The organism is Streptomyces sp. G45 (assembly GCF_049542095.1).
In the GTDB taxonomy this organism is placed as follows: Bacteria; Actinomycetota; Actinomycetes; order Streptomycetales; family Streptomycetaceae; genus Streptomyces.
In genome coordinates this window covers 8,197,095-8,220,481 of record NZ_JBMUZU010000001.1, presented here as the reverse complement: position 1 = coordinate 8,220,481, position 23,387 = coordinate 8,197,095, and the positions used below count along the sequence as shown (strand labels likewise).

Genomic DNA, 23,387 nt, shown 5'->3' with positions numbered 1-23,387 from the left:
GGTCAGGGGCGCCAGTCGAACGGGAAGTGCTTGCTGGAGCCGCCGCGGTACTCGTGGGAGAAGTCGAAGCCTTCCGCGTGGTCGCTCTCGACGACGCCCCACGTGGCGATCTGGCCGGGGCCGACCTCCGCGCCCGGCGCGTTGACGAGCTGGACGCGGCGGTCGGGGTCCGCGGTGGGTCCGGTGAGGGCCGTGGCGCCGACGGAGACCTTGCCCTCGACGCGGGCCCGCCAGTACGCGAGGTCCTCGGCGGCGTCGAAGTGGACGGGGGCGTGGCGGACCTCGCGCAGTTCGCTGATGAGCGCGCCGAACTCGCCGGGCCAGCCGCCGACGTGACCGGCGAAGATCCGCTCCAGGGCGTCGCGCTGGGCCGGGTCGCCCTTGGAGTCGATGTAGAGCATCACCTTCATGGTGGCGTCGGGGTCGCCGACCCACATGTTGCCCGTGAACTCGCCGAGCGCGACCACGCCGAGGCCGTCCAGGCGGACGTCCCCGAAGTGCCCCTCGTGGACCTGCCAGACGAGGGTGAACAGGCAGTCGCCGTGGGTGGGGGCCTGGGCGAAGGTGCAGGGGCAGGGCAGCGCGCAGCTGCACACGTCGAACCACTCGCCGCGCAGGTGCCAGTCGGGGAGCGAGCCGTCGCCGCCCGCGCCGACGACGGCGGGCGCGAGGGGCGCGTTCTGGGGGCGCGCGGACGTGGTGCACATGGGGAAAACCTCCTGAGCAGACGGGGGAGATATACCCGGGCGGGGTATCTCTGTCGACATGAGGGACGCTAGGCCGCGCGAGACGCCCTCGTCAACTACCCCCAGGGGTATGACTCGACTCCGAGTGATTTCCCTTCGCCCTCTGGCTGAAAACAGTTCATCCTCCGGTGACTTATCGCCCGGAGGCCCCCGCCCTACCGTCCACGGCGTCCTGGTCCCCGCTCGACCGAGGAGTCGACATGGAACGCCGTACCGTCCTTCGGGCCGCCGTCATCGGTGCCGGAGCCGCAGCATTCTCCGGTTCCCTGTGGCGGCAGGCCGTGGCCTACCCCGCCCTGCCCGGCCCGAGCCCCTACGGGCCCCTCCAGGCGGCCGACGCCAACGGCATCATGCTGCCGTCCGGCTTCACCAGCCGCGTCATCGCCCGCTCCACCCAGAAGGTGGCCGGCACCAACCACACCTGGCACAAGGCCCCAGACGGCGGCGCCTGCTTCGCCGACGGCTCCGGCTGGATCTACGTCTCCAACGCCGAGGTCGGCAGCAACGCCGGGGGCGCCGGGGCCGTGAAGTTCAACAGCAGCGCCCAGATCACCGGCGCCCACACCATCCTGTCCGGCACCAACCGCAACTGCGCGGGCGGCGCCACACCGTGGAACACCTGGCTGTCCTGCGAGGAGGTCGACACCGGCTTCGTCTACGAGACCGACCCCTGGGGCGTGGCCGCGGCCGTGCAGCGCCCGGCGATGGGCCGCTTCAACCACGAGGCGGCCGCCGCCGACCCCGTCCGCAAGGTCATCTACCTGACCGAGGACAAGTCCGACGGCCGCTTCTACCGCTTCGTGCCCACCACCTGGGGCAATCTCTCCTCCGGCACCCTCCAGGTGCTCAAGGAGGTCGGCGGCGCGCTGTCCTGGGCGACCGTGCCCGACCCGGACGGCAGCCCCACCGCCACCCGCTACCAGGTGTCCGGCGCGAAGGTCTTCAACGGCGGCGAGGGCTGCCACTACCGCGCGGACGTCTGCTACTTCACCACCAAGGGCGACAACCGGGTGTGGGCCTACCACGCGGCCAACAACACCCTCGCCGTCGTCTACGACGACAACGTCTCCGGCGCGCCGCTCACCGGCGTCGACAACGTCACCGCCGCCACCGTCGGCGACCTCTACGTCGCCGAGGACGGCGGCAACATGGAGATCTGCGTCATCACGCCCGACGACGTGGTCGCGCCGTTCCTGCGGATCACCGGCCAGTCGTCCTCCGAGATCACCGGACCGGCCTTCAACCCCGCGGGCAACAGACTGTACTTCTCCTCGCAGCGCGGCACGTCCGGCTCCAGCAGCGGCGGCATCACCTACGAGGTGACCGGGCCGTTCCGCAGCAGCCTGTGACGAGGGGCGGCACGTCCTAGCCCGGGTGCCCGCCCGGGCTCGCCAGCCCCACCTCGTACGCGAAGATGATGGCCTGCGCCCGGTCGCGCAGCGCCAGCTTCGCCAGGATCGCGTTGATGTGGGTCTTGACCGTGGACGTGCCGATGCCGAGGGCCCGGGCGATCTCCGGATTGCTCAGGCCCTTGGCCACCTCCCGCAGGACGTCGGTCTCCCGCCCGGTCAGGGCGTCGAGACGGCCGTCGGGGCGGGCCCGCGGGGCCACCGCGCCGGAGGCGAAGGCGTCGATCAGCCGCCGCGTCACCGCCGGGGCGAGCAGCGCCTCGCCCGCCGCCACGGTGCGGATGGCGTCGACCAGCTCCTGGGGGTCGCAGTCCTTCAGGAGGAACCCGGAGGCGCCGCCGCGCAGCGCGGAGAACACGTACTCGTCACGGCGGAACGTGGTGAGCACCAGGACCCGCACGGGCGGGTCGAGGGCGGTCAGCAGGCGCGTGGCCGTCAGGCCGTCCGTGCCGGGCATGCGGATGTCCATCAGGGCCACGTCGGGGCGGGCGGAGCGGGCCAGTTCGACGGCCTGCGCGCCGTCCGCCGCCGCCCCGCACACCGTGAGGTCGGGCTCGGCGTCGATGACGGCGGCGAAGCCCGCCCGCACCACCGCCTGGTCGTCCACCAGCAGGACCCGGACCGTCATGCCCGTGCCTCCTCTCCGACCGGCGCCGCGCACGGCCCGGACTCGCTCGACTCATCGACCCCATCAGCCTCATCAGCCCCATCGGCCCCATCAGCCCCATCGGCCCTGCCAACTCCATCGGCCTCGTCGGGCTCGTCGGCGCCATCGGCCTCGTCCAGGGCCTCCAGGAGTTCCCGCAGCCCCGCGAGGGCGGCGCGGGTCGCGTCCGTCACCTCCGTCAGGGCGGCGCGGTGGGCGTCCGGGCGGGCGCGGCCCGCGTCGGCGGCGCGCACCATGCGGGCGGTGTGGTGGACGACCCTCGCGTGCAGGCCCGTCGCGACGCGCCGCCGCTCGCCCGTCACGGCGGCGCCCACGCGCGCCGCCACCGCGTCCAGGGCCCGCCGCTCCCAGCGCCCGCCCGCGCCGCGCCGGGCCCGCCCCAGCAGGCCGAGCGCCCACACCGGCAGCAGCCAGGGCGTCGCGGCGGCGCCGAGCGCGGCGAGCAGCGCCACCGTCCCGGGGCCCGCCGACTCCGCCGGGTCGCTCGCCACCGCGAGGCCCAGCACGGTGCCGCCGACCAGGCCCACGGCGACGGGCGCGGGCCAGGTGGCGCGGTCAGGACCGTGGGCGCCCACCGCGTACAGGCCGACCAGCTCCGCCACCCCGGCCACGGCGAGCGCCCCGAACCAGGAGAAGGGCAGGGCCCCGAAGGCGATCGCCACCGCCCAGCCGAGGGAGAGCGCCAGCGTCAGCGCGAGCGCGGTCGCGGGGGCGCGGCGGCGCACCAGGAGCGGCGCCGCGTGCGCCGCCGACAAGGCGGTCAAGCCGAGGAGTCCGGCACCCGAGGGCAGCGGCGTCACGGCCAGCGGGGTGCCCGCGCAGGCGGCGAACACCAGCACGTCCACGGCCGCCCGCCGCACCGCCCCGTGGCGGACTCCTGGCTCGGCGGGCAGCGTGGCCGTCACGGTCCAGCCGCCCCGCTCCCCCGGCCCCGCGGTCACGCTCCCACCGACGCCCGCGACGCGCTCCCGCATGGCCGCGAGCCCCCGGCCCGAGCCGAGCACCGGCCCGCCGGGAGCGCCGGGGTCCCCGGGATGCGTGCCGCCGTCGGGCGGTCCGTTGGCCACCGTCACCGTCACGGCGCCCGGCGCGTGCGCGATCCGTACGGTGACGGGCGCTCCGGCCGCGTACCTGAGCGCGTTGGTCAGGGACTCCTGGACGACGCGGTACGCGGCCACCGACACGTCGGGCGACAGGGGTTCGGGGCGGCCGTGCACCGTGAAGGTCACCGGGGCGCCGAGGCGGCGCAGGCTCGCGCACAGCGGGGGACGGTCACGTGCGGCGGGCCGTCCACGGCCGTGGCGCCGACGACGGCGACGAGCCGCCCGAGGGCGGCCAGGACGTCGCGGCCGGTGGCGGCGGCCGACGCCAGTGCCTCGGCGGCGAGTTCGGGGCGGCTTCCGGCGAGGCGCAGGGCCGCGGCGCTCTGCACGGCGACGGCGGTGAGGTGGTGTCCCGCGGTGTCGTGGAGGTCGCGGGCGAGGCGTTCGCGCTCGGCGGCGGCCGCCGCCCGGCGTTCGCGGTCCACGTCGGCGAGGCGGGCCAGGACGCGGGCGCGACGGGCGGTGCGGTGGGCGCGCAGGCGGCCGCACAGCACGATCACGAGGTGCGCGAGCGCCCCGGCGAGCAGGTTGTCGAACAGCGCGCCCCGGACGCCGGGCAGGGCGTACAGGGGAACCGCGGCCACGGCGAGCAGCACCGCCGTCCGCGCGCGACACCGCACGGCGACGGAGAACAGCGCCACCAGCACCGCCACCGGCAGCCCCGGCAGCAGCGCCAGGGCCGCCGCGTCCGCGACCAGCGCCGCGCAGCACACCGGCACCGGCGCCGCCCGCCGCCCCACCAGCGCGATCGCGGCGGCGGCGACGGCGAGGACGCCCAGGGGCGCGCGCCACGAGGTGACCGGGACCGAGCCGCCGACCGCGTACGCGACGACCGCCGTCACCTGCCCGACGAACAGCAGCGCGGGCACCGCCGTCTCGGCGGCCCCTCTCCCCGGCCCGCGGATCCCCACCCCACACCAGCGACCCTACCGGCGCCCGCCTCCACCCCAGGGTGGAGAGGGGGCCCACCCCGGGGTCGGGGCCGACTCCCTTCCCCCGCAGGACGATCGGGCCCGCTTGCCGCGATGTCCTGGAGTCATGACCATCGACCGACGCACCGTCGTCACGAGCGGCCTCGTCGCGGGGCTCGCCCTCACCGCCACGGCCGCCCTGCCGGGGGCGGGCCGCAGGACCGCCACGATCACCGTGCCGGGCGAGTCCCCGACGCGTGCCAGCATTCCCACCGCGCGGGACCCGCGCGCCTCGGGCGGCGCCCTGCTCGCGCTCGCCACGGCCAAGGAGCCGCCGAACGGCGGGGGTTGGTTCGCCACGTACACCGTGGAGGTGCCGCACGCGGGCCCGTACCGCGTCGAGGCGGTCGCCACGGTGCCGGTGGAGCAGCCGCACACCGAGGAGACCGGCTCGTACGTGCGGCTCTCCGTGAACGACGGACCGGCGGTGCCGGTCGGCCGCTCGCAGCCGTACTGGTACGAGTCCCGCGCCGCGTGGGGCGGGCTTTCCCGGGTCACGCTGGGCGACGTCGAGCTGCGCGGCGGCGCGAACACGCTCGGCTTCGTCGTCGAGGGCCCGGCCGCGCTCGACGACGTCAACGGATACCGCTTCCTGCTCGACGAGTTCACGCTCACGCCGGTGCCGGTCGCGCTGCGGTCGGTGCACGTCCAGGACCCGGAGGTCAACCTCGGGCACTACCGGGGCGGGGAGCGGGCGGTACTGACGTTCGCGCTCAACGCGGTGGCGCCGCAGCCGCTGACCGTCACCTACCGGGTCCTCGACCACGCCTCGCGGCGGGTGGCCTCCGGCCGCGCTCCTCTGGTGGCGGGCGCGAGCACCGCGTCCTGTCCGCTGCCCGCACTGCCGCCCGGCCACTACCGGGCGGTCGCGGCCCTCAGCTCCGCCCCGAGGGACCGGGTCACCGGGCAGTTCGCGCGGCTGCCCGACCGGCGTGCCGTGCGCGGCGCCGCCAACCGGTTCGGCGTCAACGTCGCCACGCTCGCGCTGGTGCCGCCCGGCCGCCTGGACGCGTTCGCCGCGGCGACGGCCGCGATGGGCGTGGGGCACGTGCGGGACGGCAGCTCGTGGCCCGCCGCGCAGCGCGGCGCGCACGGCCCGCTGGACAGCGGCCTGTTCGACGCCACCGCCGACGTGTTCCGCGCGCACGGCCTGAAGGTCCTCGAAGTCGTCTCGCCGCCGCCGGACTGGGCCCTGACCGGGACGTCGGTGCCGCTGCCCGCCGACCTGCGGGACGCCTACCGCTACGGCTCCCACCTGGCGGGGCGCGGCCGACGCGCCGTACCCGACGCGGTCCAGCTCTCCAACGAGCCCGACGTGGACACCACCGCGAGCACCGGCGACCAGCACGCCGCGTACGTCAAGGCGATGGCGCTCGGCATCCGCGACCAGCCCCACGCGCCGGTGGTGGTCCTTCCGGGCATCGCGCAGGAGGGCGTGTTCCAGGAGCTGATGCTGCGCAACGACGTGGTGCGGTACGCCGACGCGTGGGGCTTCCACGGCTATCCGTCGCCCGGCGACACCGACCCCGAGCCGCCGTCGGCGCCGGAGGACCAGCACGAGCTGCGCGAGCGGTTCGGGCCCGGTACGCCGCTGTGGATGACGGAGTGCGGGGCGTTCCTGCCCGCGCGCCCCGGCACGGACCTGTCGTTCGCCGCGCAGCGCGTCCAGGCCCGCTACCTGGTGCTCTCCACGGTGGAGAGCTTGGCCGCGGGCACCGACCGGCAGTTCTGGTTCTGCGGGCCGCCGTGCACCGACGACGGCGTGTCGTTCGCGCTGTTCAGCCGGGACTTCCAGCCGCTGCCCGCGTTCAGCGCGTACGCGGCGCTCACCTCGCTCCTGGGCGCGGCCAACTACGCGGGCCTGGTGGAGGAACTGCTGCCGCGGGCGGCCGGGTTCGTGTTCGGGGACGGCGCGGGGCGGACGGTGACGGTGGTGTGCGCGCCGCGGCCGCGGACGCTCGACGTGCCGGTGCCGGACGGGCTGTCGCGCGTGTACGACCTCATGGGCGCGGAGCGCGGCCCGGTGCCGAGGTCCGCGGCGGGGACGGTGCGGGTGAGGGCGTCCCGCGACCCGCTGTACGTGGTGACCGACGCGCCGCCGCCGCAGCGTCCGCGGCCGTCCGCCGGTGACGAGCGGGCGCGGCGGGCGCCGCTGGGCGCCGCCGAGCACATCGTGCTCAGCCAGCGGTTCACGGCGGCGAACGCCGCGCCGGGCAAGGCCGACGGCGACGCCCCGCCGCCGCTCGGCTACCGGCTCGGCGCGACCACCCGCATGTGGGTCGACGTCTACAACTTCGGCCGCGCCGCGCGGACGGTCACGCTGTCGGCGTGGCCGTCCGGCGGCTGGGCGGTGACGCCCCGGCTCGTGGAGGGCGTGCGGGTGCCCGCGGGCGGGCGGGTCCCCGTGCCGTTCACGGTCACGGCGGGCGCGGGGGTCAGGCCCGGCGCGGACCGGCTCCTGACCTTCGAGGGCCGCGTCGGCGAGGCGCCGGTGCCGCCGTCGGTGTCCCGCGTCCAGCGGCGTCCCGGCGGCTAGCGCAGGTTGATCTGCGTGCGGTAGTCCACCTTGCCGTTGGTGAAGCTGAAGACGGCGTTGCCGTACGTGCGGGACTGCTCGCACAGGTACATGGCGGACTTCGTGCCGCGGATCTCGCTGTCGGAGATCCGCACACACACGCCCTTGCCCGCGATGCTGTGCATCTGGGCGATGGTCTTGCCCTTCTTGATCTTGTTGTACTTGGCCTTGGTCATCTTGCCGTTGGACTCCTTGCCGTCCAGACCGGACTGCGACTTCAGCTCCAGCTTGCCGTTGCCGAAGGAGAACAGCGCGGTGCTGTAGCGCTTGTTGCCCTTGCACTCGTAGACCTTGACGGAGAAGCCGGAGCCGCCGCTGCTCGACGTCTTCTTGCAGGCGCCCCGGCCCGCCACGGAGGTCAGCTTGGCGACGCTCGCGCCGAGCTTGACCTTGTCGTACTCGGCGCGCGTGATGGTCGGCGATGCGGCCTGCGCGGTCGGGGCCAGGGCGGCGGTGAGCGCGGCGGCGAGCAGACCGGAGACGGCCAGCGTCTTGCGGGACATGCGGATTCCTCTGCTTACGGGGGCCAGTGGCCCGGAAGAGACGACGCAAGGACGGCGCTCGGGCCCGGCCTGCGGGCGCGAGCGCGGCGCCGTGCGCCCCTTGCGATGATCTTGACTCCTAAGGTGGCCCCATGGTTGTGCCGCGGATCGAAGAAGTCTGGTACGTCTCCTACGGCTCGAACACGCACCTGGGGCGCCTCATGGCGTACGTCGGCGGAGGCCGGGCCGCGGGCTCGTCCCGGCACCACCCCGGCTGCCGCGACCCGCGCCCGCCGCGGGAGTCCCGGGCGGTGGAGCTGGCCGGGGCGGTGTACTTCGCGACCGAGTCGCTGCTGTGGACCGGCGGCCGGGCCTTCTACGACCCGGACGTGCCGGGGCGCGTGTACGCGCGGGCCCACCTGGTGACGGCGGGCCAGTTCTCCGACATCGCCGCCCAGGAGATGTACCGCGCGCCCGGCACGGACCTGGACCTGGCGGCGGCGGTGCGGGACGGCCGGACCGCGCTCGGCGAGGGCCGCTACGAGACGCTGGTGTGCGCCGGGCACCTCGACGGCCTCCCGCTGCTGACCTTCACGGCCCCCTGGTCCTTGGCGGACGTGCCCCTGAACCCGCCGTCCGCCGCCTATCTGAGCCATCTGGCGGCCGGGCTCCTGGAGGCGGGCGCGTGGGACGAGGACGCCGTCGCCGCCTACCTCGCGGGCTGCCCCGGCGTGGCGGGCCACTGGCCGCCGGAGCGGGTGGCCGACTTCACGGCGGCGGCCCGGAGCGGGCTCAGCCGTCGCAGCCGTTGACGTCGTCGGCGCAGCCGTCCACCTCGTCCTGGCCGATGGTGTGCAGCTGCCACAGGATCAGGCCGGTGCCGTCGTCGGCCTCCGCGCGCAGGGCTCGCTCAGCGCGCCGCAGCGCGTCGTCCGGTTCCCAGGGCCGCGCCGCGGCGCGGGGCGCGGCCCCGCCGGGTCCCGCGCCGCCGTCGCGCCCGCCGCCTGCGCAGCCCGCGAGCAGCACGGTCGCGGCGCAGCACAGCGGCGGGACATGACGGAGGCTCATGTGATCATGGTAGGTCCCTCCCCCGGAGGGGAGGGACCGTGCGCGTGGTCGCGCGGGGGCCGGTGGGCCTTACGCGGGCGGGTACACCAGCGTGATCTCGCGGTTCAGGCCGGTCTCGTCGGCGTCCGGGTACAGGGACAGCTCGCCGTCGGACCAGCGGACCAGGAAGTCGTCCGGGTGGCGGTTGTCGGTGTAGTCGCCCGCGCCGAGGATCGTGGCGTGGGTCCAGAGCCGGTTGGGCTTCTTGACCTGGACCTCGCCGTGGAAGCCGTTCTGGTCGATGTCCTTGTAGAGGGTCAGCTCGCCGTCCGTCCAGCGCACCATGAGGTCGTGCTGGTCGTTGCCGGTGAAGTCGCCCGAGGTGATCGTCGAGGCGTGCGTCCAGGTGCCGTTGGGCGCGGCGAGCTTCTTCTCGCCGTGGAAGCCGTCGCGGTTGAGGTTGGTGTAGAGGGTGACCTCGCCGTCGCTCCAGCGGACCACCAGGTCGTCGGTCCACTTGTTGTCGGTGGTGTAGCGGCCGCCGGTGATCGACGTGGCGTGCTTCCACAGGTCGTTGGGCTTCTGGAGCTGGACCTCGCCGTGGAAGCCCTTCGCGTCGACGTCGGGGTACAGCGTCAGCTCGCCGTCGCTCCAGCGCACGATCAGGTCGTCGGTGTCGGCACCGGAGAAGTCGCCCGCGGCCATGGTGACGGCGTGCTTCCAGGTGCCGTTGGGGCCGGTGAGGCGGATCTCCTTGTCGAAGTTGTCGCCGTCCTCGCCCGCGCCCCGGTACAGGGTCACTTCGCCGTCGGACCAGCGCACGACCAGGTCGGAGTAGTCCCAGTCGCCGGGGTTGCCGTCGGTGAAGTACCCCCCGGCCATGGCCTCGGCGTGCTGCCAGGTCTCGGCCTTGCCGAGGACGCCGCGGCCCGCCGGGGGCCGGTTGTTGACCGCGTCGTCGTACAGGTTCTTGGCGTCGCCGTCCAGGTAGGAGCTGTACGAGATGTCGTCCTTGTCGCCGCCGGTCTTCCAGCCGCCGATGACGCCGATGATGCCCCAGCCGCCGCCCTGCTTGATGAGGAACGGGCCGCCGGACGCGCCGCCGGAGTACTTGTCGCAGGCGATGCGCAGGAAGCTGCCCGGGATCTTCGGGTCGGTGCTGTTGTACCGGACGGTCTTGTCGGTGCAGTCCAGCGGGCGCTTCTGGTTGGCGGGGTAGCCGATCAGGCGGACCGGGTCGTGCTCGTACCCGGCGTTGATCTTCAGTTCGGCGCCGCCGACGACGTCCTCGACGTTCTTGCCGCCGCGCGGCTCCAGCTGGAGGAAGTTGAAGTCCAGGTCGGCGGCGGCGTCCGGGCCCTTGGACAGGTACCGCTTGTCGACGTAGATGCGGCCGGGCTTGACGGTGAAGGCGCCGTGCGGCTTCTTGCCGTCGTCGTACTGCGGCACGAACGTGAGGTTCTTGCGCGCGTCCTGGTCGTCGAAGCAGTGCCCGGCGCTCATCACGAGGTTCTTGCCGGGGCTCTTGACGACGGTGCCGCCGCAGAAGCGGCCGGTGTTGGTGCCGTCGTTCCAGAAGAACGTACCGACGATCGGCAGCCCCTCGAAGGGCCTGCTGGCCGAGCGCGGGGTGCGGCGCGGCGCCTTCGTCGCGGGCTCGCGGGCGGTGTCCTCCTCGACGGGCTCGGCGGCGCGCATCCGCGCGGGCGTCCAGTACGCGTCGGCGTCGGCGGGCGTGAAGCCGCGGGCGTCGTCGTCTCCGTCGGCCGGTACGGGAGTCGGGGCCGGGGCCGTGGTCCGCGGGGCGGCGGCCGAGGCCGTGGGCCTGGGCGTGCCCTTCGGTGCCCCGGCCTTGCGCTTCGGCATCCTGGACGGGACCGGAGCCTTGCCCTCCGGTGTGGGATCGGTCACCGGAGCGCCCCCGGTGGCCCGGGGCGTGGGTGGCGGATCGCCGGGTTCGGCCTGTGCCGGAAGGCCCGGCAGCAGGATCAGGGCCACGGCTCCCGCCGCGGCGCCCAGTGCTCTGCGCACGTGCATGGTCAGTTCCCCCCATAGGAAAGATGACGCCTACCTGCTGATATGGCGGGACAGCGTCAAGGTCGGCCAAGATCGTATGGCCATGGCGCACCAAGGGAAGGCAAAGGCTTGATCAGCGACTTCACACGCTCGTCCGTGGGGGCGGGTGCCGCCGCGCTCACCGCGTCCGCCCTGGTCATCGGGGTGGCGGGCCCGGCCCGCGCCGATCGGCTGCCGTTCCCGGGGCGGGGCTACGCGTCCGTCGGCGGTCCGGCCGCGCCCGGCGGCCTGGTCGACCTCACGGTCAAGGAGCGCCCCGGCAATCCCCGGCCGACGGCGGTGGAGGTGGCGAGCCCGGCCCTGGCCGGTGACACGGCGATGGGCGACACGGGGGCGGCCTGGGTCGGCGCCGCCCGCGTCGGCGAGGACGTCGAGCCGGGCACGTACGCGGTGACGTTCACCCTCCGCCACAAGGACGCCGACTGCGTCGGCGAAGGGGAGGAGGACTACACCTGCGACTACCCGGCGATCGTCCTGCGCGCGAAGCTGACGGTCGCCAAGGCGGCGGGCGACGGTGGCGGGGGCGGCGGCGACGGCGGTTCGGGCTTCGGCCGTGGCGTGGCCGTCGGCGCCGGGTCCGTGGTGGTGGCGGGGGGTCTGGTGGGGGCGGCGGTGGGCTGGCGGCGCAGGCGGCGGGGCTGACCGCCGGGGGGCGGGGGTGACGGGGGCAGCAGGGGGCGGCGCCGCGTCACGCGGGGCGATCCCCTCGATGGTGGCGGCGCAGCGGCGTCGCCCCGGGCGGCGCGGGCGCCCAGCGGGAGGCGGGGGCACCCAGCAGGAGGCGGAGGCACCCAGCAGGAGGCGGGCCGCCCCCGGACCCGCCCGGCACCCCCGCCCCGAAGTCCCCTCAGCCGCCGCAGAGTTCGGCGAAGCGCCCGGCGTCCACGTTGCCGCCGGAGACGATCACGCCGATCCGCCGCGGCACCTGCTCCAGACGCCCCGTCAGAAGCGCGGCGAGCCCCGTCGCCCCGCTGGGCTCGACGACGAGCTTCAGGCGCTCGAAGGCGAAGCGCATGGCGTCGCGGATCTCGTCGTCGGACACCGTGACGACCCCGTCGAGGAGCCTCTTGTTGATCTCGAACGTGATCTCGCCCGGGATCTCGATGGCCTGGCCGTCGGCGATGGTGCGCGGCATGGGGACGGCCACGCGCTGCCCGGCGGCCAGGGAGCGCCGCGTGTCGTCGCCCACCTCCGGCTCGACGCCGTACACGAGCGCGTCTGAGCTGAGGCCCTTCACGGCGGTGGCGCTGCCCGCGATCAGGCCCCCGCCGCCGACGGGCGCGACCAGGGCGTCCAACGCGCCCACCTCTTCGAGGAGTTCGAGGGCGGCGGTGCCCTGGCCCGCGATGACGTGCGGGTGGTCGTACGGCGGGATCAGCGTCAGGCCGCGCTCGTCGGCCACGGCCTGGGCGATGGCGGCCCGGTCGCCCGTGTAGCGGTCGTAGGTGACGATCTCCGCGCCGTAGCCCTCGGTCGCCGCCCGCTTGGAGCGCGGGGTGTCCTCGGGCATGACGATCACGGCGTGGCTGCCGAGTTCGCGGGCGGCGAGCGCGACGGCCTGGGCGTGGTTGCCCGACGAGTAGGCGGCGACGCCCGCGGCGCGCTGCTCGGGGGTCAGGCGGGACATCGCGTTGTAGGCGCCGCGGAACTTGAACGCGCCGATGCGCTGGACGTTCTCGCACTTCAGATAGACCTCGGCGCCGACGCGGGCGTCCAGGGTGCGGGAGCGCAGCACCGGCGTGCGGTGGGCGACGCCCTTGAGCCGGGCGGCGGCGTCGCGGACGTCGTCCAGGGTGACGGGGGGTGTGCTCGTCATGCTGATGCTCCCTGTGAGGTGGCGGACTCGGTGGCGGACTCGGGGTTGGACTCGGGGGTGGAACGGGGACTTGGCTCGGGGGCGGACCCGGGACCGGTATCGACCTCGGCCTCGGCGCGGGCCTTGGCGAGGTAGTTGTAGGCGGAGGCGCGGGAGATGCCCAGGCGGGCGGCCACCTGGGGCACGGCGTGGCGCACCGCGAAGACGCCGCGCGCGTCGAGGCCGCGGAACAGGTCGAGGCGCGCGGCGCGGTCCAGTTCGGCCCAGGTGCCGCGCCGGTCGAGCTGGAAGCGGTCGACGAGCGCGTCCACGACGGCGCCCACGTCGTCGCCGAAGGTGGTGGTCGGCACGCCCGCCGGTGGGCTCGACGGGCCCGTCACACCGGCGAGTTCACCGATCAGGGCACCGGCCTGGTGCACGGCGGTGATGTCCAGGTTGACGCAGACCGCCCCGAACACGGCGCCGCCGCTGTCCCGCAGCAGCATCGTGGAGGACTTCAGGAGCTTTCCGTCCTGGGTGCGGGTGAGGTAGTTCAGCTCGTCGGCCGCCGCGTCGCCGCGGGCGAGCAGGCCCAGGCCGATCTCGCTCATGGCGCCGCCGACACCGCGTCCGGTGACCGTCCCGGCGACGGACACCACGGACTTCTCCGGTCGCCGGTAGTCGTGCACGACGACCTCGCACATCGACCCGAAGGTGGCGGCGATCCCCTCGGCCACGGGGGCGACGGCGGCGAGGATCGCGTCACGCTCGGCCGCACGCCCGTCCTGGGCGCCGGGTACGTCCCGTTCCTCGCGTACGTCGTCGGTGCTCATGGCGGCGGCTCCGTCCCGCCCTCACCGCGCGAGGGCTCTGGACACAACGTACATGCCATGGACGAAAAGTCCAGCCCCCCTCTCGCTTCGGTCCGCCCGGACGCGCGGCCGCCCGGCATCCCGAGGGGGATGCCGGGCGGCACGGAAGGGCTCCGCAGGGGCGCGGGAAGGCTCCGCAGGGGCGTGGTGGGCTACCGGACGGTCACGTGGAACACCGGCGACACGGTGGCGCCGCTCTTCACGCGCAGGTCGTTCGTGCCCTTCAGGCCGAGCTTGACGCGCAGCGAGTACGCGCTGGACTTGTTGACGGTGGTGGAGGCGGGCAGGCTCTTCCAGGTGCCGCGCTGCTTCTGCTGGAGCGTCACCGTGCTGCCGGACTTGATGCCCGTGGCCTTGCCGCTGACGCGCAGTTCCTGCCAGGCCTTGACGGAGGTGGCGGACGGCTTGGCGGTGAGCGCCGCCTTCGCCTTGGCGGTGGGGCTGTTCTTCTGGGTGCCGAGGCTCTTGCCGGTCCTGACGTCCCAGATCGCGTACGGCGTGCCGCCGCCCTGCGTCTTGCTGTACAGGCGCTTGCCGTCGGCGCTCAGGTGGAGGTAGATGCCGTCGTTCACGGTCTGGCCGGGCTTGACGACCTTGCCGTCGTAGTACGGCTTGCCGCCCTTGACGGTGATGAGGACACCGGCGCCGACGTCGATCTTCACGGGCTTCGCGGCGGCGACCGCGGCGGTCCGGACGGCGGCGGGGCGCTCAGGGGCGGGCGCCGCCGCCAGTGCGGCCGCGGCGGGGGCGAGGAGGGCGCTGCCAGCGAGGATCGAGATGGTGGCGGTGCGCAGGGCGCTGCGGCGGTGGGTGGTGGTGCGCATAACGGCGGTGTTCCCCTTCACGGATGCGGTCGTGTGCTCTCGTACGACGGAGTCCGCTGGTCAGGCGGGCGCGTCCGGTACGAGCCTTTTGCCCTCTGCCGTCTGGCGAGTGCTGATTCAACCTAGAACACCCGCCATTGCGGCCATCCGGAGATCGTGTAACGGTGCCCCATAGATCACCTCACGAGCCCGCGTCGGACCTCAGGAGCCCCCTGCGGGGGCCGGTCCTGAGCCCTTGCCGGGCCCCGCGTCGGGCCCCGCGTCCAGCCGTTCGCCGAGCTTGGCCGAGCGCCGTTCCGACCGCTTGGTGTGCCACCACTCGAACAGCTCGACGCGCAGTGACCAGGCGATCCAGTGGAGGAGTTCCTCGGGCGGGCGGCCGTTGAAGACGTTCACGTCGCTGTTGTCGCGGTCGGAGCGCAGCCGCCAGCGGCCGTCGGGCGCGACGACCTCCAGGTACACGGTGAGCTTCCGCCCGGTCAGGACGACCTCGATGCCCACGACCTCCAGGACGAGGCCCGCGCCCTCGTCCCACTTGCCCACCACGCGCGGGGCGAGCAGGTCCCGCACCTCGTCCGTGCTCAGCACGCGCCCTCCAGGGTCTCGCGCAGCCACGCGCGTTCGGCGCGGCTGGTGGCGCGGGCCACGACGAGCATGCCGCGCCGGTAGGGGTCCTCGACGTCGTCCGCGCCCAGGGGGCGGTCGCCGTCGTAGAAGAAGCTCGCCGGGCGCTCCAGGAACTCCAGGCGGCGGCGGAGCACGGCGTGCCGCTCGGCCGCGTCGGGCAGGTGGGAGAGGAACGCGAGGACCGTGCCGAAGCGGGCGCTGTCGGTGATGTCGTGCTCGGCGGGCTCCCGCAGGCGGCGCAGCAGGTCGGCGCGGCCGGTGCCGGTGAGGCTCAGGACGTGCCGCCGCGCGGCCGCGGCGCCCGGCTCGGCGCGCCGCTCCAGGAGGCCCGCCGCCACCAGGCGGTTGATCGCCGGATACAGGCTGCCGTCGCTGACCGGCCGCGTGTGGCCGGACAGCGACGCCACCCGCCGCCGCAACTCGTAGCCGTGCAGAGGCCCTTCGGCCAGGAAACCCAGGATCGCCAGCTCCAGCATGCTGCTATGGTCGCACATCGAATCGAGGTACCTCGAAACGAGGTACACGACAGGACATCGGCGCGGCGCTCGGTCGCGCACGGCCCAGGGGAGGTTCGACGGTGCACACGGACAACGGCGTGGCGTACACGGAGGAGTGGGTGACGCAGCGGGCGCGGGAGGGGTACGAGCGCGGGCGCGCCTCGTTCCCGCTGCGCGCCGAGCGCGCGGCGCTGCTGGTCATCGACATGCAGGACGAGTTCGTCCGGCCCGGCTTCAGCCCGTACTGGGTGCCCGCCGCCACGCGCATGGCACCGCGGCTGCGCCGCCTGGTCGACCGCTGCCGGGCGGTCGGCGTCCCCGTCATCTGGACGGTCTTCGACGACACGCACCTGGGCCTGGACCGCCCGCACGCGCTGCGCCACCTGCCGCACGGCGACACCGACTGGCGCAGGCCGGGCCCCGCCCGGGTCTGGCCCGAACTGGGGCCCCGCGAGGACGAGGTGCTGATCCGCAAGCCGTCGTACGGCGCCTTCTACGACACCCCGCTCGACACGGTGCTGCGCAACCTGCGCCGCGACACCGTCATCGTCACCGGCACGCTCACCAACTACTGCTGCGGCACCACCGCCCGGCAGGCGTACGAGCGCGGGTACCACGTGGTGTTCGGCGCGGACACCACCGCCACGGATGACGAGTCCCGGCAGGAGCCGGAACTCGCCGTGCTGCGCAAGGGCTTCGCGCTGGTGCTGGACGCGGAGGAGATCGCGGCGCGGCTCACGGACCCGGCCGGGTAGGCCGTCCCACGACCCGGCCGGTTGGTCACGCCCCGGCCGGTTGGTCACGACCTGGCCGGACAGTCACGTGCCCGCCTGCCGAGGGCCCGGCCGCTGGAGCGTCGCGGTCGCAACACCGCCGCAACACGCCCGCAGGATTCGCCGCCTAGCGTCGCTCCCCGTGAGCACGGACACGAGCGACACCACGCCCCCCGCCACCGACTCGGCCGCCGCCTCCTCCGGCTCCCCGGACACCGGCGGCCTCGGCAGGGGCCTGAAGCGACGGCACATGAACCTGATCGCGCTCGGCGGGGTGATCGGGGCGGGCCTCTTCGTCGGCAGCGGCGTGGTCGTACGGTCCGCCGGGCCCGGGGCCGTGCTGTCCTTCCTGGCGGCGGGCGGCCTGACGGTCCTCGTCATGCGGATGCTCGCCGAGATGACCGTGGCCCGCCCCGCGCTCGGGTCGTTCTACGCCCACGTCCGCGAGACGCTGGGCGCGCGGGCGGGCTTCGCCGTCGGCTGGCTCTACTGGTACTTCTTCGTGATCGTCGTCGCCGTGGAGGCGGTGGCGGGCGGCCGGATCGTCCAACTCTGGCTGCCGGACGCGCCGTTGTGGGCGATCAGCCTGGTCCTGATGGCGGTGCTCACCGCCACGAACATGGTCTCCGCGCGCTCCTTCGGCGAGTTCGAGTTCTGGTTCTCGTCCGTGAAGGTGCTCGCCATCGTCGTCTTCCTGTTCCTCGGCGCGCTGTACGTGTGCGGGCTCTGGCCGGGGGCCTCGGGCGGGCTCGGGCACCTGACCGCGCACGGCGGGTTCGCGCCGGAGGGCGTCGGCGCGGTGCTCGCCGCCGTGGTGCCGTGCATCGGGTTCTTCACCGGCGCGGAGATCGTCACCATCGCCGCGGCCGAGTCCACCGAGCCCGAGCGGGCCGTCGCCGCCGCGATCCGCTCCATCATCCTGCGCGTCGTCGCCTTCTACGTCCTGTCGATCCTCGTGGTCGTCGCCGTCGTGCCCTGGACCGACGAGGCCGTCGAGGTCAGCCCGTACGCCGCCGTCCTGGAACGCCTGGACGTGCCCGCGGCGGCGACCGTCATGAACGCGGTCGTCCTGGTGGCGGTCCTGTCCTGCCTCAACTCCGCGCTCTACACGTCCTCCCGGATGCTCTTCGCGCTCACCCGCGGTGGCGACGCGCCGCGCGGCTTCACCCGGCTCAGCCGGGGCGGCGTACCGCGCCGCGCCATCCTCGCTGGCACGTCGGTCGGCTACGCCTCCGTCATCGCCGCGTGGATCTCCCCGACCTCGTCTTCCAGTTCCTCATCGACTCCTACGGCGCGATCGCCCTGTTCGTGTACGTCGCCATCGCCCTCGCCCACCTCCGCATGCGCCCCACCCTGCCGCCGGAGCGCCTCGGCGTACGGATGTGGGGCTTCCCCTGGCTGAGCCGCGCCACGGTCGCCGCGATGGTGGCGGTCATCGGGGCGATGGCCTTCCTGCCGGACAGCCGGGCGCAGTTCTGGGTGAGCCTGGGGACGGTGGGGGTGGTGCTGGGGGCTTACGAGGTACGGGTCAGACGCGGGAGCGGGGTTTGCGGGTGATGGCGCCGGGTGGGAAGTGCTCCATTCCCACCACTTCCCGTGCGCCCGTGAGCGTCATGGCCAGCTCCGGCATGCCCCGCAAGGGCGTGAGGTCGACCGTGGTGGAGTTTGCGTCCCAGCAACCGATCTCCAGTGCCTTGAGGCAGGGCAGGGCCCTGCGCACATGCCTCAGGTCACCGACGCCCTTACGCCCGCTCAGATACAGGCTCCGGATCTGTGGCGACGGGGAAGCTGCGCCAGCATGGACACATCGGCGCCGGTCTGCAGCATGAGCCGGTTGAGCTTGGGCAGCTTCACCGCGAGAGACAGTCCGTCCACGGGACCGCACAGGTTCAACGTCGCGAGGTTCGGCCACCGGCCCACCCCTTCCAGCGTTTCCAGGCTCACGCACGTCTTCTCCCACAGCATCAGGTGGGTCAGGGCATCGTGCTCGGGCAGCCGTCGAAGTCCCCCGCGCCCGAGCCCCAGCTCTAGAGTCAGGTGCCGCAACTCTGTCAGGTGCCGGATGCCTCCGAACTCCATGATCTCCGGGCAGCGCCTGAGAAAGAGATGGGACACGGACGGAAGATGCCTCAGCACCTCCACATCCCGCAGCACGGAGTTGCTCACGATCTCCAGTGAATCAACCCTCCCCTGCATCACAGCGCCGACGATGTCCGAGCTCCTGAAGTCGCCGTCGAAAGTCACGGAAGCCGGAGTCGGCAGCGTACGGAGTGCGGCAAGCTGCTCAGCGGAGCGCACTCTCAGCAGATAGGGGCGAGTCAAGTGGCGCAGCACGACCTGCGCGTAGTCCTCGGCATCGAAGGTGTCCCAACTTTCCTGGAGGGCGGCCAGCACGCGCGTGCTGGTGCTCGCGCGGAACCTCTTCATGACCATGAGAGCCGCGTCGCCCCCGATCTGCCGCGCCACGTGGACGACCGCCGCCGCCTCGTCCTCCTCCAGACCGTCGGGGCCGGGCAGCAGGTCCAGGATGATCGGGCCAGCCGCGGCCAGCGTGTTCGCCGCCTGGGTGCTGCGCGGAGGCAGCAGCGCGGCAGCTCGCCGCTCCACCTCCTCCCGCACGGCGGGATCCAGTTCCGTGGCGTGTTCGAGGCAAGCCATCGCCAGCAGGTGCAGCCGCGTGCGGTGCTTGGCGACACGGTCGCCGCGGGCGATCAGGCGCCGCAGCAGCGTGGCCCGTTCCGCCGGTCGGGCGTGGGCGACCGCCATCCGTACCACGTCCTCCCACTGGTCCTCGTGCGCGTGCCGCACCAGCAGGGGGAGATCGCGGGCCTCGATGGCCGCCCTCGCACCGAGGTAGTCCTGAAACGTCCGGTGAACGAAATCGATCGTCTCGGCGCTGGGCTGGCGCAGCAGCCCGGAGCGGGCAAGCAGGTACCTCAAGACGCCCTCGGCGTCCGCCTGTTGGGCCACATGCGGCATCGCCGGTAGCGCGTCGTCGATGAGGCCCACGGCCATGTCGTGGTCGAGTTCGGTCTGGCCGTTGCGGATCAGCCAGTACGCCAGGCGCTGCAAGATCTGGACGCTCTGGTGCTCGGTGAGGGCGAGGCCCTCGGGGGCGTCGATGTCGCGTTCGCGGTCGCGGCGGTGGAGGAGCATGGAGAGGGCGGCCTCGTACAGCTCCATGCGGCCGTGCGGGAGATGCCCGCGCCGGTCGCGGTGCAGGGCGCAGACCAGGGCGCACAGCAGCGGGGTGGTCGTCAGCAGGGACAGGTCGCGCTGGGAGCGCACGGTGTCCTTCAACTCCTCGCCGAGGGCGACCAGCTGAGCCCGCTCCTGCTCGCCCGCGGCGTCCGCGGCGTCCGCGGCAGCCGCGGCGTGCCAGCGCGTCACGAACACCGCGACGTCCCGGCTCCCCATCGGCCGCACCGTCAGCTCGGCGAAGCCCCCGTCGGCCAGCCACCCCTCGGGCACCGCGGACGGCCGGGTCGTGACCAGGCAGGCGGCCCGCGGGAAGGCCGCGAGGAGGTCGCGCAGCCACTGCCGGGTCCGGGCGCGCTGCGCCTGGGGCACCTCGTCGAGGCCGTCGACGAGCAGCAGGCCCCGGCCCTCGACGAGGACCTGGTCGGCCCAGCCGGGCGGCTGGGCCCCCGCGCGGGGGCAGCCGGTCGCGGCCAGGTACTCGCGCGGCGCGGGCAGCTCGCCCCGCCGCACCAGCGACCGCAGCGGCAGCACGAAGGGCACGCGGTCCGCCAGGTGGGACAGCTCGGCGGGCAGCGCGCGCCGGGCCGTGGTGACCGCGAGCCAGTGCAGCAGCGTGGTCTTGCCGCTGCCCGCGAGCCCGCGCACGAGGGTCCGGTGCCGCCCCGCGAGGGCCTGCTCGGCGCGCTCCACACTGGTCGCCGTACCCCCGGCACGCCCGTCCTCAAGGACCCCCGGCGGCAACGCCTGCGCGGGCGTGCTGAACTCCAGGCTGAGGTACGCGGCGTCCAGCGGCCAGCAGTTCCGCTCCGGCCGCGACAGGTCGAGTCCGATCACGGAGAGCTGCCCGTAGCGCCGCTCCACGTAGGCCCGGTACCAGCTCTCGAAGTCCTCCCGGTCCCCCCGCGCGGCGACCGGATCGGGGACCCGCTCGGCGACCGGCCCCCGCGCCGCGCGCCGAGACGCCCCGGCGCGCGGTGACACCACCCGGTCCCGCAGCCGCAGCAGCGGCTCGGCGTCGGCGCCAAGGGTCTCGGCCAGCGCGGCGACGGTCGCCTCGCTGGGCAGGGCGTCGCCGTTCAGCGCCAGGCTGACGGTGGTCCGGCCGAGCCCGGCCCGCCGGGACAGCGTGATCATCGAGAGCCGCCGCTGGGCCCGCAGGCTCCGCAGCCGCCCCTTCAGCTCGGCCAGCGGATCCCGCTCGTCCGCGCCCGCCGCCACCGGCTCCTCCACGAACCCACCCCCTGCCGCGTGTTCAGCGCTGTTCATCTTCGTCCAACCGAACGCCGCTGTACGCGAGTTGGGGCACATTCCCCGGTGTCATCCACCGACGCGCCACGGCCGGTCACCGGCCGGGGAAGGTAGACCGCCGATGCCCGCCACTCCCGCCGCCTGGGCCCTGCTGCTGCTCGCGCTCACCACCGCCGTCCTGACCGGCCTCCTCGTCGCCGTCGCCACCGCGCTGCTCGCCCGCCGGGACGGCGCCTCACGCCCGGGAGCCCTGCTGCGCGCCGGTGGCGCCTTCGGGGTCACGCTCACCGTGGCCACCGCCCTGCTCGCGCTGATCGTCGGTTGACACTCGTAAACATGGGATGTTCCCATGTTTACGTCCGTCGTACCCGAGACAGCACGAGAACCCGAGAGAGGCCGTCGCTCCATGCCGCTGCGCAGCACCGCACGCACGAACCTCGTCGACATGGTCATCGCCCAGATGGAGAGCCTGATCTCCGACGGGGAGTGGAAGGTCGGGGAGAAGATCCCGGCCGAGCCGCTGCTCGTGGAGCAGCTGGCGGTCGGGCGGAACACGGTCCGCGAGGCGGTCCGCGCCCTGGTGCACACCGGCATGCTCGAACCGCGCCAGGGCGACGGCACCTACGTGCGGGCCAGCAGTGACTTCGGGGCGGCCGTGCAGCGCCGGGTGCGCAGGGCCGGGCTCCTGGAGGCGTACGAGGTGCGGGCGTCGCTCGAGCGCGACGCCGCCCGGTACGCGGCCGAGCGCCGCACTCCCGAGGACGTGGCGGCGCTGCGGTCCGCGCTCGCCGAGCGCGACCGGGCCTGGGACAGCGGGGACGTGGAGGCGTTCGTCGACGCGGACCTGACCCTGCACCGCGCGGTCGCCGCGGCGGCCCACAACGCTGTGCTCGCCGATCTCTACGGGCACCTCAGCGACGCGATGCGCTCGGCTGTGCGGTCCGTGATCGGCGCCCCGGTCCCCGACGCCGTACGCCACCAGATCGACGCGCACCGCGCGATCGTCGACGCCATCGAGGCGAAGGACCCCGAGGCCGCCGAGGCCGCGGTCCTCGCCCATCTCTCCGAGGCCATGGCCGCGCTGCGCGCACAGCCCCAGGACGAGGCGGACGCCGAACCCACGCGCTGACACGCGCCCCGTACCCCGCGATACCCCCGTACCCCCACCCCCCGAGTCCCCGAGGAGTCGCCCCATGCGCAGGGAAGGGCCCGCCGCCACCATGGCGCGGGCGGACACCGACGCCCCCGCAGCACCCCCTGGGCCCCCGCCCGGCGCCACCGGCCGCCGCGCCCTGTACCTGGGGCTCGGCGTCGTCCTGCTCGCCCTGAACCTGCGCCCCGCGCTGGTCGCCGTGTCCCCGCTCGCGGACACCGTCCGCACCGACAGCGGCATGTCGGCGGCGGCCACCAGCCTGCTGACCGCGCTGCCGCTGCTCTGCTTCGGCCTGCTCGCGCCCGTGGCGCCGCGCCTCGGCCGCCGCTTCGGCATGGAGCGCTCGCTGCTGGCGACGATGGCGCTGATCTGCGCGGGCACCGTGCTGCGGCTGGTCGACTCGGTGGTCGCGCTGTTCGCCGGGACCGTCGTGATCGGGGCGGGCATCGCCGTCGCGAACGTGCTGCTGCCCGGGCTCATCAAGCGGGACTTCCCGGCACGGGCCGGGCTGATGACCGGCCTGTACTCGATGTCACTGTTCGGCGGGGCCGCGCTCGCGGCGGGTGTGACGCTGCCGGTCAAGGAGGCGTCGGGGATGGACTGGCGGACCACGCTGGCCTGTTGGGGGGCGCTCGCGGTGGTGGCGCTCGTGGTGTGGCTGCCGCAGACGCGCTCGCGCACCCGGGTCGGCGCGGCGGCGGCCCGGCAGGCGGCGCACCCGGTGCGGGGCCTGTGGCGCTCCGTGCTCGCCTGGCAGGTCACCGCGTACATGGGCCTGCAGTCGCTGAACTACTACGCCGCCGCGGCCTGGCTGCCGACGCTGCTCCAGGACTCCGGGATGAGCGCGGGCGACGCCGGGTGGATGCTGTCGTTCTCGTCGCTGCTCGGCATCGCCGGGTCGTTCCTGGCGCCGGTCGCCGTCGGCAGGCGCCTCGGCTCGGGCAGCCTCGCGACGCTCGGCGCGGTGCTGTGCGCGGCCGGGTACGCCGGTCTGCTCGCCGCCCCGGTCGGCGGGGCGTACCTGTGGATGGTCCTGCTGGGCCTCGGGCAGGGCGCGGCCATCAGCCTGGCGCTGCTGTTCATCGTGCAGCGGGCGCCGGACACCCGGCACGTGGCGCAGCTGTCCAGCATGGCGCAGTGCTTCGGCTACATCCTGGCGGCGACGGGCCCCGCGATCCTGGGCGCCGTCCACGACGCCTCCCACGACTGGACCGTACCGCTGGCCGTGCTCCTGGTGCTGCTCGCCCCACAGGTGGCGGTGGGCCTGGGCGCCGCCCGCGACCGGCACGTCAGCGGCACCTGACCGGCACCGCGGACAGCC

Annotated in this window: 23 protein-coding genes; 10 read left to right on the top strand and 13 right to left on the bottom strand. The window is 74.2% G+C overall.

Annotated elements, in window-relative coordinates:
• Positions 1 to 2: 2 nt before the first annotated feature.
• Positions 3 to 707: a DUF1326 domain-containing protein gene (locus ACOBQU_RS35095; RefSeq protein ID WP_423632935.1), complete on the bottom strand. Its 705-nt coding sequence runs from the start codon at positions 705 to 707 to the stop codon at positions 3 to 5.
• A 239-nt stretch (positions 708 to 946) separates the two neighbouring features.
• Between ACOBQU_RS35095 and ACOBQU_RS35090 the strand changes: the two genes are divergently transcribed.
• Complete coding sequence (locus tag ACOBQU_RS35090) at positions 947 to 2,095, top strand: alkaline phosphatase PhoX (RefSeq protein WP_423632933.1); 1,149 nt, start codon at positions 947 to 949, stop codon at positions 2,093 to 2,095.
• Positions 2,096 to 2,111: 16 nt separating this feature from the next.
• On the opposite strand, the gene ACOBQU_RS35085 is transcribed toward ACOBQU_RS35090, so the two are convergent.
• The 3 genes from ACOBQU_RS35085 to ACOBQU_RS35075 are packed head-to-tail and all read right to left on the bottom strand — an operon-like array spanning position 2,112 to position 4,836.
• Positions 2,112 to 2,783: a response regulator gene (locus ACOBQU_RS35085; protein ID WP_423632931.1), complete on the bottom strand. Its 672-nt coding sequence runs from the start codon at positions 2,781 to 2,783 to the stop codon at positions 2,112 to 2,114.
• Positions 2,780 to 4,051, bottom strand: a complete 1,272-nt coding sequence (locus ACOBQU_RS35080) for an ATP-binding protein (RefSeq protein WP_423632929.1) — start codon at positions 4,049 to 4,051, stop codon at positions 2,780 to 2,782. Before ACOBQU_RS35080 ends, ACOBQU_RS35085 begins: the two co-directional genes overlap by 4 nt.
• The gene (locus ACOBQU_RS35075; protein ID WP_423632928.1) at positions 4,048 to 4,836 is read right to left on the bottom strand and encodes a histidine kinase dimerization/phosphoacceptor domain-containing protein; all 789 of its coding nucleotides are present in this window, start codon (positions 4,834 to 4,836) and stop codon (positions 4,048 to 4,050) included. The genes ACOBQU_RS35080 and ACOBQU_RS35075 overlap by 4 nt, the downstream gene beginning before the upstream one ends.
• 127 nt (positions 4,837 to 4,963) lie before the next feature.
• Here ACOBQU_RS35075 and ACOBQU_RS35070 point away from each other — a divergent pair, with 127 nt between their 5' ends.
• A complete protein-coding gene (locus ACOBQU_RS35070) occupies positions 4,964 to 7,432 on the top strand; it encodes a hypothetical protein (RefSeq protein WP_423632926.1) in 2,469 nt (822 codons plus the stop codon).
• On the opposite strand, the gene ACOBQU_RS35065 is transcribed toward ACOBQU_RS35070, so the two are convergent.
• Positions 7,429 to 7,974 (bottom strand): hypothetical protein, encoded by a 546-nt coding sequence (locus ACOBQU_RS35065; RefSeq protein ID WP_423632924.1) that lies wholly within the window; start codon positions 7,972 to 7,974, stop codon positions 7,429 to 7,431. The genes ACOBQU_RS35070 and ACOBQU_RS35065 overlap by 4 nt on opposite strands.
• Before the next feature lie 131 nt (positions 7,975 to 8,105).
• Here ACOBQU_RS35065 and ACOBQU_RS35060 point away from each other — a divergent pair, with 131 nt between their 5' ends.
• Positions 8,106 to 8,765 (top strand): histone deacetylase, encoded by a 660-nt coding sequence (locus ACOBQU_RS35060; protein WP_423632922.1) that lies wholly within the window; start codon positions 8,106 to 8,108, stop codon positions 8,763 to 8,765.
• On the opposite strand, the gene ACOBQU_RS35055 is transcribed toward ACOBQU_RS35060, so the two are convergent.
• Together ACOBQU_RS35055 and ACOBQU_RS35050 are read right to left on the bottom strand one after the other, a co-directional pair.
• Entirely contained in the window at positions 8,746 to 9,021 is a 276-nt protein-coding gene (locus ACOBQU_RS35055) for a hypothetical protein (RefSeq protein ID WP_423632920.1), read from the bottom strand. The genes ACOBQU_RS35060 and ACOBQU_RS35055 overlap by 20 nt on opposite strands.
• A gap of 69 nt (positions 9,022 to 9,090) precedes the next feature.
• Positions 9,091 to 11,037: a trypsin-like peptidase domain-containing protein gene (locus tag ACOBQU_RS35050; RefSeq protein ID WP_423632918.1), complete on the bottom strand. Its 1,947-nt coding sequence runs from the start codon at positions 11,035 to 11,037 to the stop codon at positions 9,091 to 9,093.
• A gap of 108 nt (positions 11,038 to 11,145) precedes the next feature.
• Between ACOBQU_RS35050 and ACOBQU_RS35045 the strand changes: the two genes are divergently transcribed.
• Complete coding sequence (locus ACOBQU_RS35045) at positions 11,146 to 11,718, top strand: hypothetical protein (protein ID WP_423632916.1); 573 nt, start codon at positions 11,146 to 11,148, stop codon at positions 11,716 to 11,718.
• Between the two features lie 205 nt (positions 11,719 to 11,923).
• On the opposite strand, the gene ACOBQU_RS35040 is transcribed toward ACOBQU_RS35045, so the two are convergent.
• The 5 genes from ACOBQU_RS35040 to ACOBQU_RS35020 form a co-directional block, all read right to left on the bottom strand.
• Positions 11,924 to 12,892, bottom strand: coding sequence for a threo-3-hydroxy-L-aspartate ammonia-lyase (locus ACOBQU_RS35040; RefSeq protein ID WP_423632914.1), 969 nt, complete (start codon positions 12,890 to 12,892; stop codon positions 11,924 to 11,926).
• Positions 12,889 to 13,704, bottom strand: coding sequence for a helix-turn-helix transcriptional regulator (locus ACOBQU_RS35035; protein ID WP_423632912.1), 816 nt, complete (start codon positions 13,702 to 13,704; stop codon positions 12,889 to 12,891). The genes ACOBQU_RS35040 and ACOBQU_RS35035 overlap by 4 nt, the downstream gene beginning before the upstream one ends.
• A 191-nt stretch (positions 13,705 to 13,895) precedes the next feature.
• Positions 13,896 to 14,567: a hypothetical protein gene (locus ACOBQU_RS35030; RefSeq protein ID WP_423632910.1), complete on the bottom strand. Its 672-nt coding sequence runs from the start codon at positions 14,565 to 14,567 to the stop codon at positions 13,896 to 13,898.
• A gap of 201 nt (positions 14,568 to 14,768) precedes the next feature.
• Entirely contained in the window at positions 14,769 to 15,155 is a 387-nt protein-coding gene (locus ACOBQU_RS35025) for a hypothetical protein (protein WP_423632908.1), read from the bottom strand.
• Entirely contained in the window at positions 15,149 to 15,670 is a 522-nt protein-coding gene (locus ACOBQU_RS35020; protein ID WP_423632907.1) for a PadR family transcriptional regulator, read from the bottom strand. Before ACOBQU_RS35020 ends, ACOBQU_RS35025 begins: the two co-directional genes overlap by 7 nt.
• A 101-nt stretch (positions 15,671 to 15,771) precedes the next feature.
• Between ACOBQU_RS35020 and ACOBQU_RS35015 the strand changes: the two genes are divergently transcribed.
• The 3 genes from ACOBQU_RS35015 (at position 15,772) to ACOBQU_RS35005 (ending at position 18,021) form a co-directional block, all read left to right on the top strand.
• Positions 15,772 to 16,446, top strand: a complete 675-nt coding sequence (locus ACOBQU_RS35015) for an isochorismatase family cysteine hydrolase (protein ID WP_423632905.1) — start codon at positions 15,772 to 15,774, stop codon at positions 16,444 to 16,446.
• Positions 16,447 to 16,606: 160 nt separating this feature from the next.
• Positions 16,607 to 17,866: an amino acid permease gene (locus ACOBQU_RS35010; RefSeq protein WP_423632903.1), complete on the top strand. Its 1,260-nt coding sequence runs from the start codon at positions 16,607 to 16,609 to the stop codon at positions 17,864 to 17,866.
• Positions 17,773 to 18,021: a hypothetical protein gene (locus ACOBQU_RS35005; RefSeq protein ID WP_423632901.1), complete on the top strand. Its 249-nt coding sequence runs from the start codon at positions 17,773 to 17,775 to the stop codon at positions 18,019 to 18,021. Before ACOBQU_RS35010 ends, ACOBQU_RS35005 begins: the two co-directional genes overlap by 94 nt.
• A 195-nt stretch (positions 18,022 to 18,216) precedes the next feature.
• Here the strand turns inward: ACOBQU_RS35005 and ACOBQU_RS35000 are convergent, their stop codons facing one another.
• The gene (locus ACOBQU_RS35000) at positions 18,217 to 20,895 is read right to left on the bottom strand and encodes an NACHT domain-containing protein (RefSeq protein ID WP_423632899.1); all 2,679 of its coding nucleotides are present in this window, start codon (positions 20,893 to 20,895) and stop codon (positions 18,217 to 18,219) included.
• A 139-nt stretch (positions 20,896 to 21,034) separates the two neighbouring features.
• Between ACOBQU_RS35000 and ACOBQU_RS34995 the strand changes: the two genes are divergently transcribed.
• The 3 genes from ACOBQU_RS34995 (at position 21,035) to ACOBQU_RS34985 (ending at position 23,369) form a co-directional block, all read left to right on the top strand.
• A complete protein-coding gene (locus ACOBQU_RS34995) occupies positions 21,035 to 21,238 on the top strand; it encodes a hypothetical protein (protein WP_423632897.1) in 204 nt (67 codons plus the stop codon).
• A gap of 81 nt (positions 21,239 to 21,319) precedes the next feature.
• Positions 21,320 to 22,042 carry a FadR/GntR family transcriptional regulator gene (locus ACOBQU_RS34990; protein ID WP_423632895.1) on the top strand — a complete coding sequence of 241 codons (723 nt, stop codon included), beginning with the start codon at positions 21,320 to 21,322 and terminating at the stop codon, positions 22,040 to 22,042.
• 91 nt (positions 22,043 to 22,133) lie between these two features.
• Entirely contained in the window at positions 22,134 to 23,369 is a 1,236-nt protein-coding gene (locus tag ACOBQU_RS34985; RefSeq protein WP_423634917.1) for a CynX/NimT family MFS transporter, read from the top strand.
• Positions 23,370 to 23,387: the final 18 nt, after the last annotated feature.

What these genes read in the sequence shown, in the direction of transcription:
- ACOBQU_RS35085 (WP_423632931.1), bottom strand. Translation starts at nt 2,783, where the DNA reads ATGACGGTCCGGGTCCTGCTGGTGGACGACCAGGCGGTGGTGCGGGCG.
- ACOBQU_RS35070 (WP_423632926.1), top strand. Translation starts at nt 4,964, where the DNA reads ATGACCATCGACCGACGCACCGTCGTCACGAGCGGCCTCGTCGCGGGG.
- ACOBQU_RS34990 (WP_423632895.1), top strand. Translation starts at nt 21,320, where the DNA reads ATGCCGCTGCGCAGCACCGCACGCACGAACCTCGTCGACATGGTCATC.
- ACOBQU_RS35060 (WP_423632922.1), top strand. Translation starts at nt 8,106, where the DNA reads ATGGTTGTGCCGCGGATCGAAGAAGTCTGGTACGTCTCCTACGGCTCG.
- ACOBQU_RS35095 (WP_423632935.1), bottom strand. Translation starts at nt 707, where the DNA reads ATGTGCACCACGTCCGCGCGCCCCCAGAACGCGCCCCTCGCGCCCGCC.
- ACOBQU_RS35055 (WP_423632920.1), bottom strand. Translation starts at nt 9,021, where the DNA reads ATGAGCCTCCGTCATGTCCCGCCGCTGTGCTGCGCCGCGACCGTGCTG.
- ACOBQU_RS35020 (WP_423632907.1), bottom strand. Translation starts at nt 15,670, where the DNA reads ATGCTGGAGCTGGCGATCCTGGGTTTCCTGGCCGAAGGGCCTCTGCAC.
- ACOBQU_RS34995 (WP_423632897.1), top strand. Translation starts at nt 21,035, where the DNA reads ATGCCCGCCACTCCCGCCGCCTGGGCCCTGCTGCTGCTCGCGCTCACC.
- ACOBQU_RS35050 (WP_423632918.1), bottom strand. Translation starts at nt 11,037, where the DNA reads ATGCACGTGCGCAGAGCACTGGGCGCCGCGGCGGGAGCCGTGGCCCTG.
- ACOBQU_RS35040 (WP_423632914.1), bottom strand. Translation starts at nt 12,892, where the DNA reads ATGACGAGCACACCCCCCGTCACCCTGGACGACGTCCGCGACGCCGCC.
- ACOBQU_RS35090 (WP_423632933.1), top strand. Translation starts at nt 947, where the DNA reads ATGGAACGCCGTACCGTCCTTCGGGCCGCCGTCATCGGTGCCGGAGCC.
- ACOBQU_RS35065 (WP_423632924.1), bottom strand. Translation starts at nt 7,974, where the DNA reads ATGTCCCGCAAGACGCTGGCCGTCTCCGGTCTGCTCGCCGCCGCGCTC.
- ACOBQU_RS35035 (WP_423632912.1), bottom strand. Translation starts at nt 13,704, where the DNA reads ATGAGCACCGACGACGTACGCGAGGAACGGGACGTACCCGGCGCCCAG.
- ACOBQU_RS35030 (WP_423632910.1), bottom strand. Translation starts at nt 14,567, where the DNA reads ATGCGCACCACCACCCACCGCCGCAGCGCCCTGCGCACCGCCACCATC.
- ACOBQU_RS34985 (WP_423634917.1), top strand. Translation starts at nt 22,134, where the DNA reads ATGGCGCGGGCGGACACCGACGCCCCCGCAGCACCCCCTGGGCCCCCG.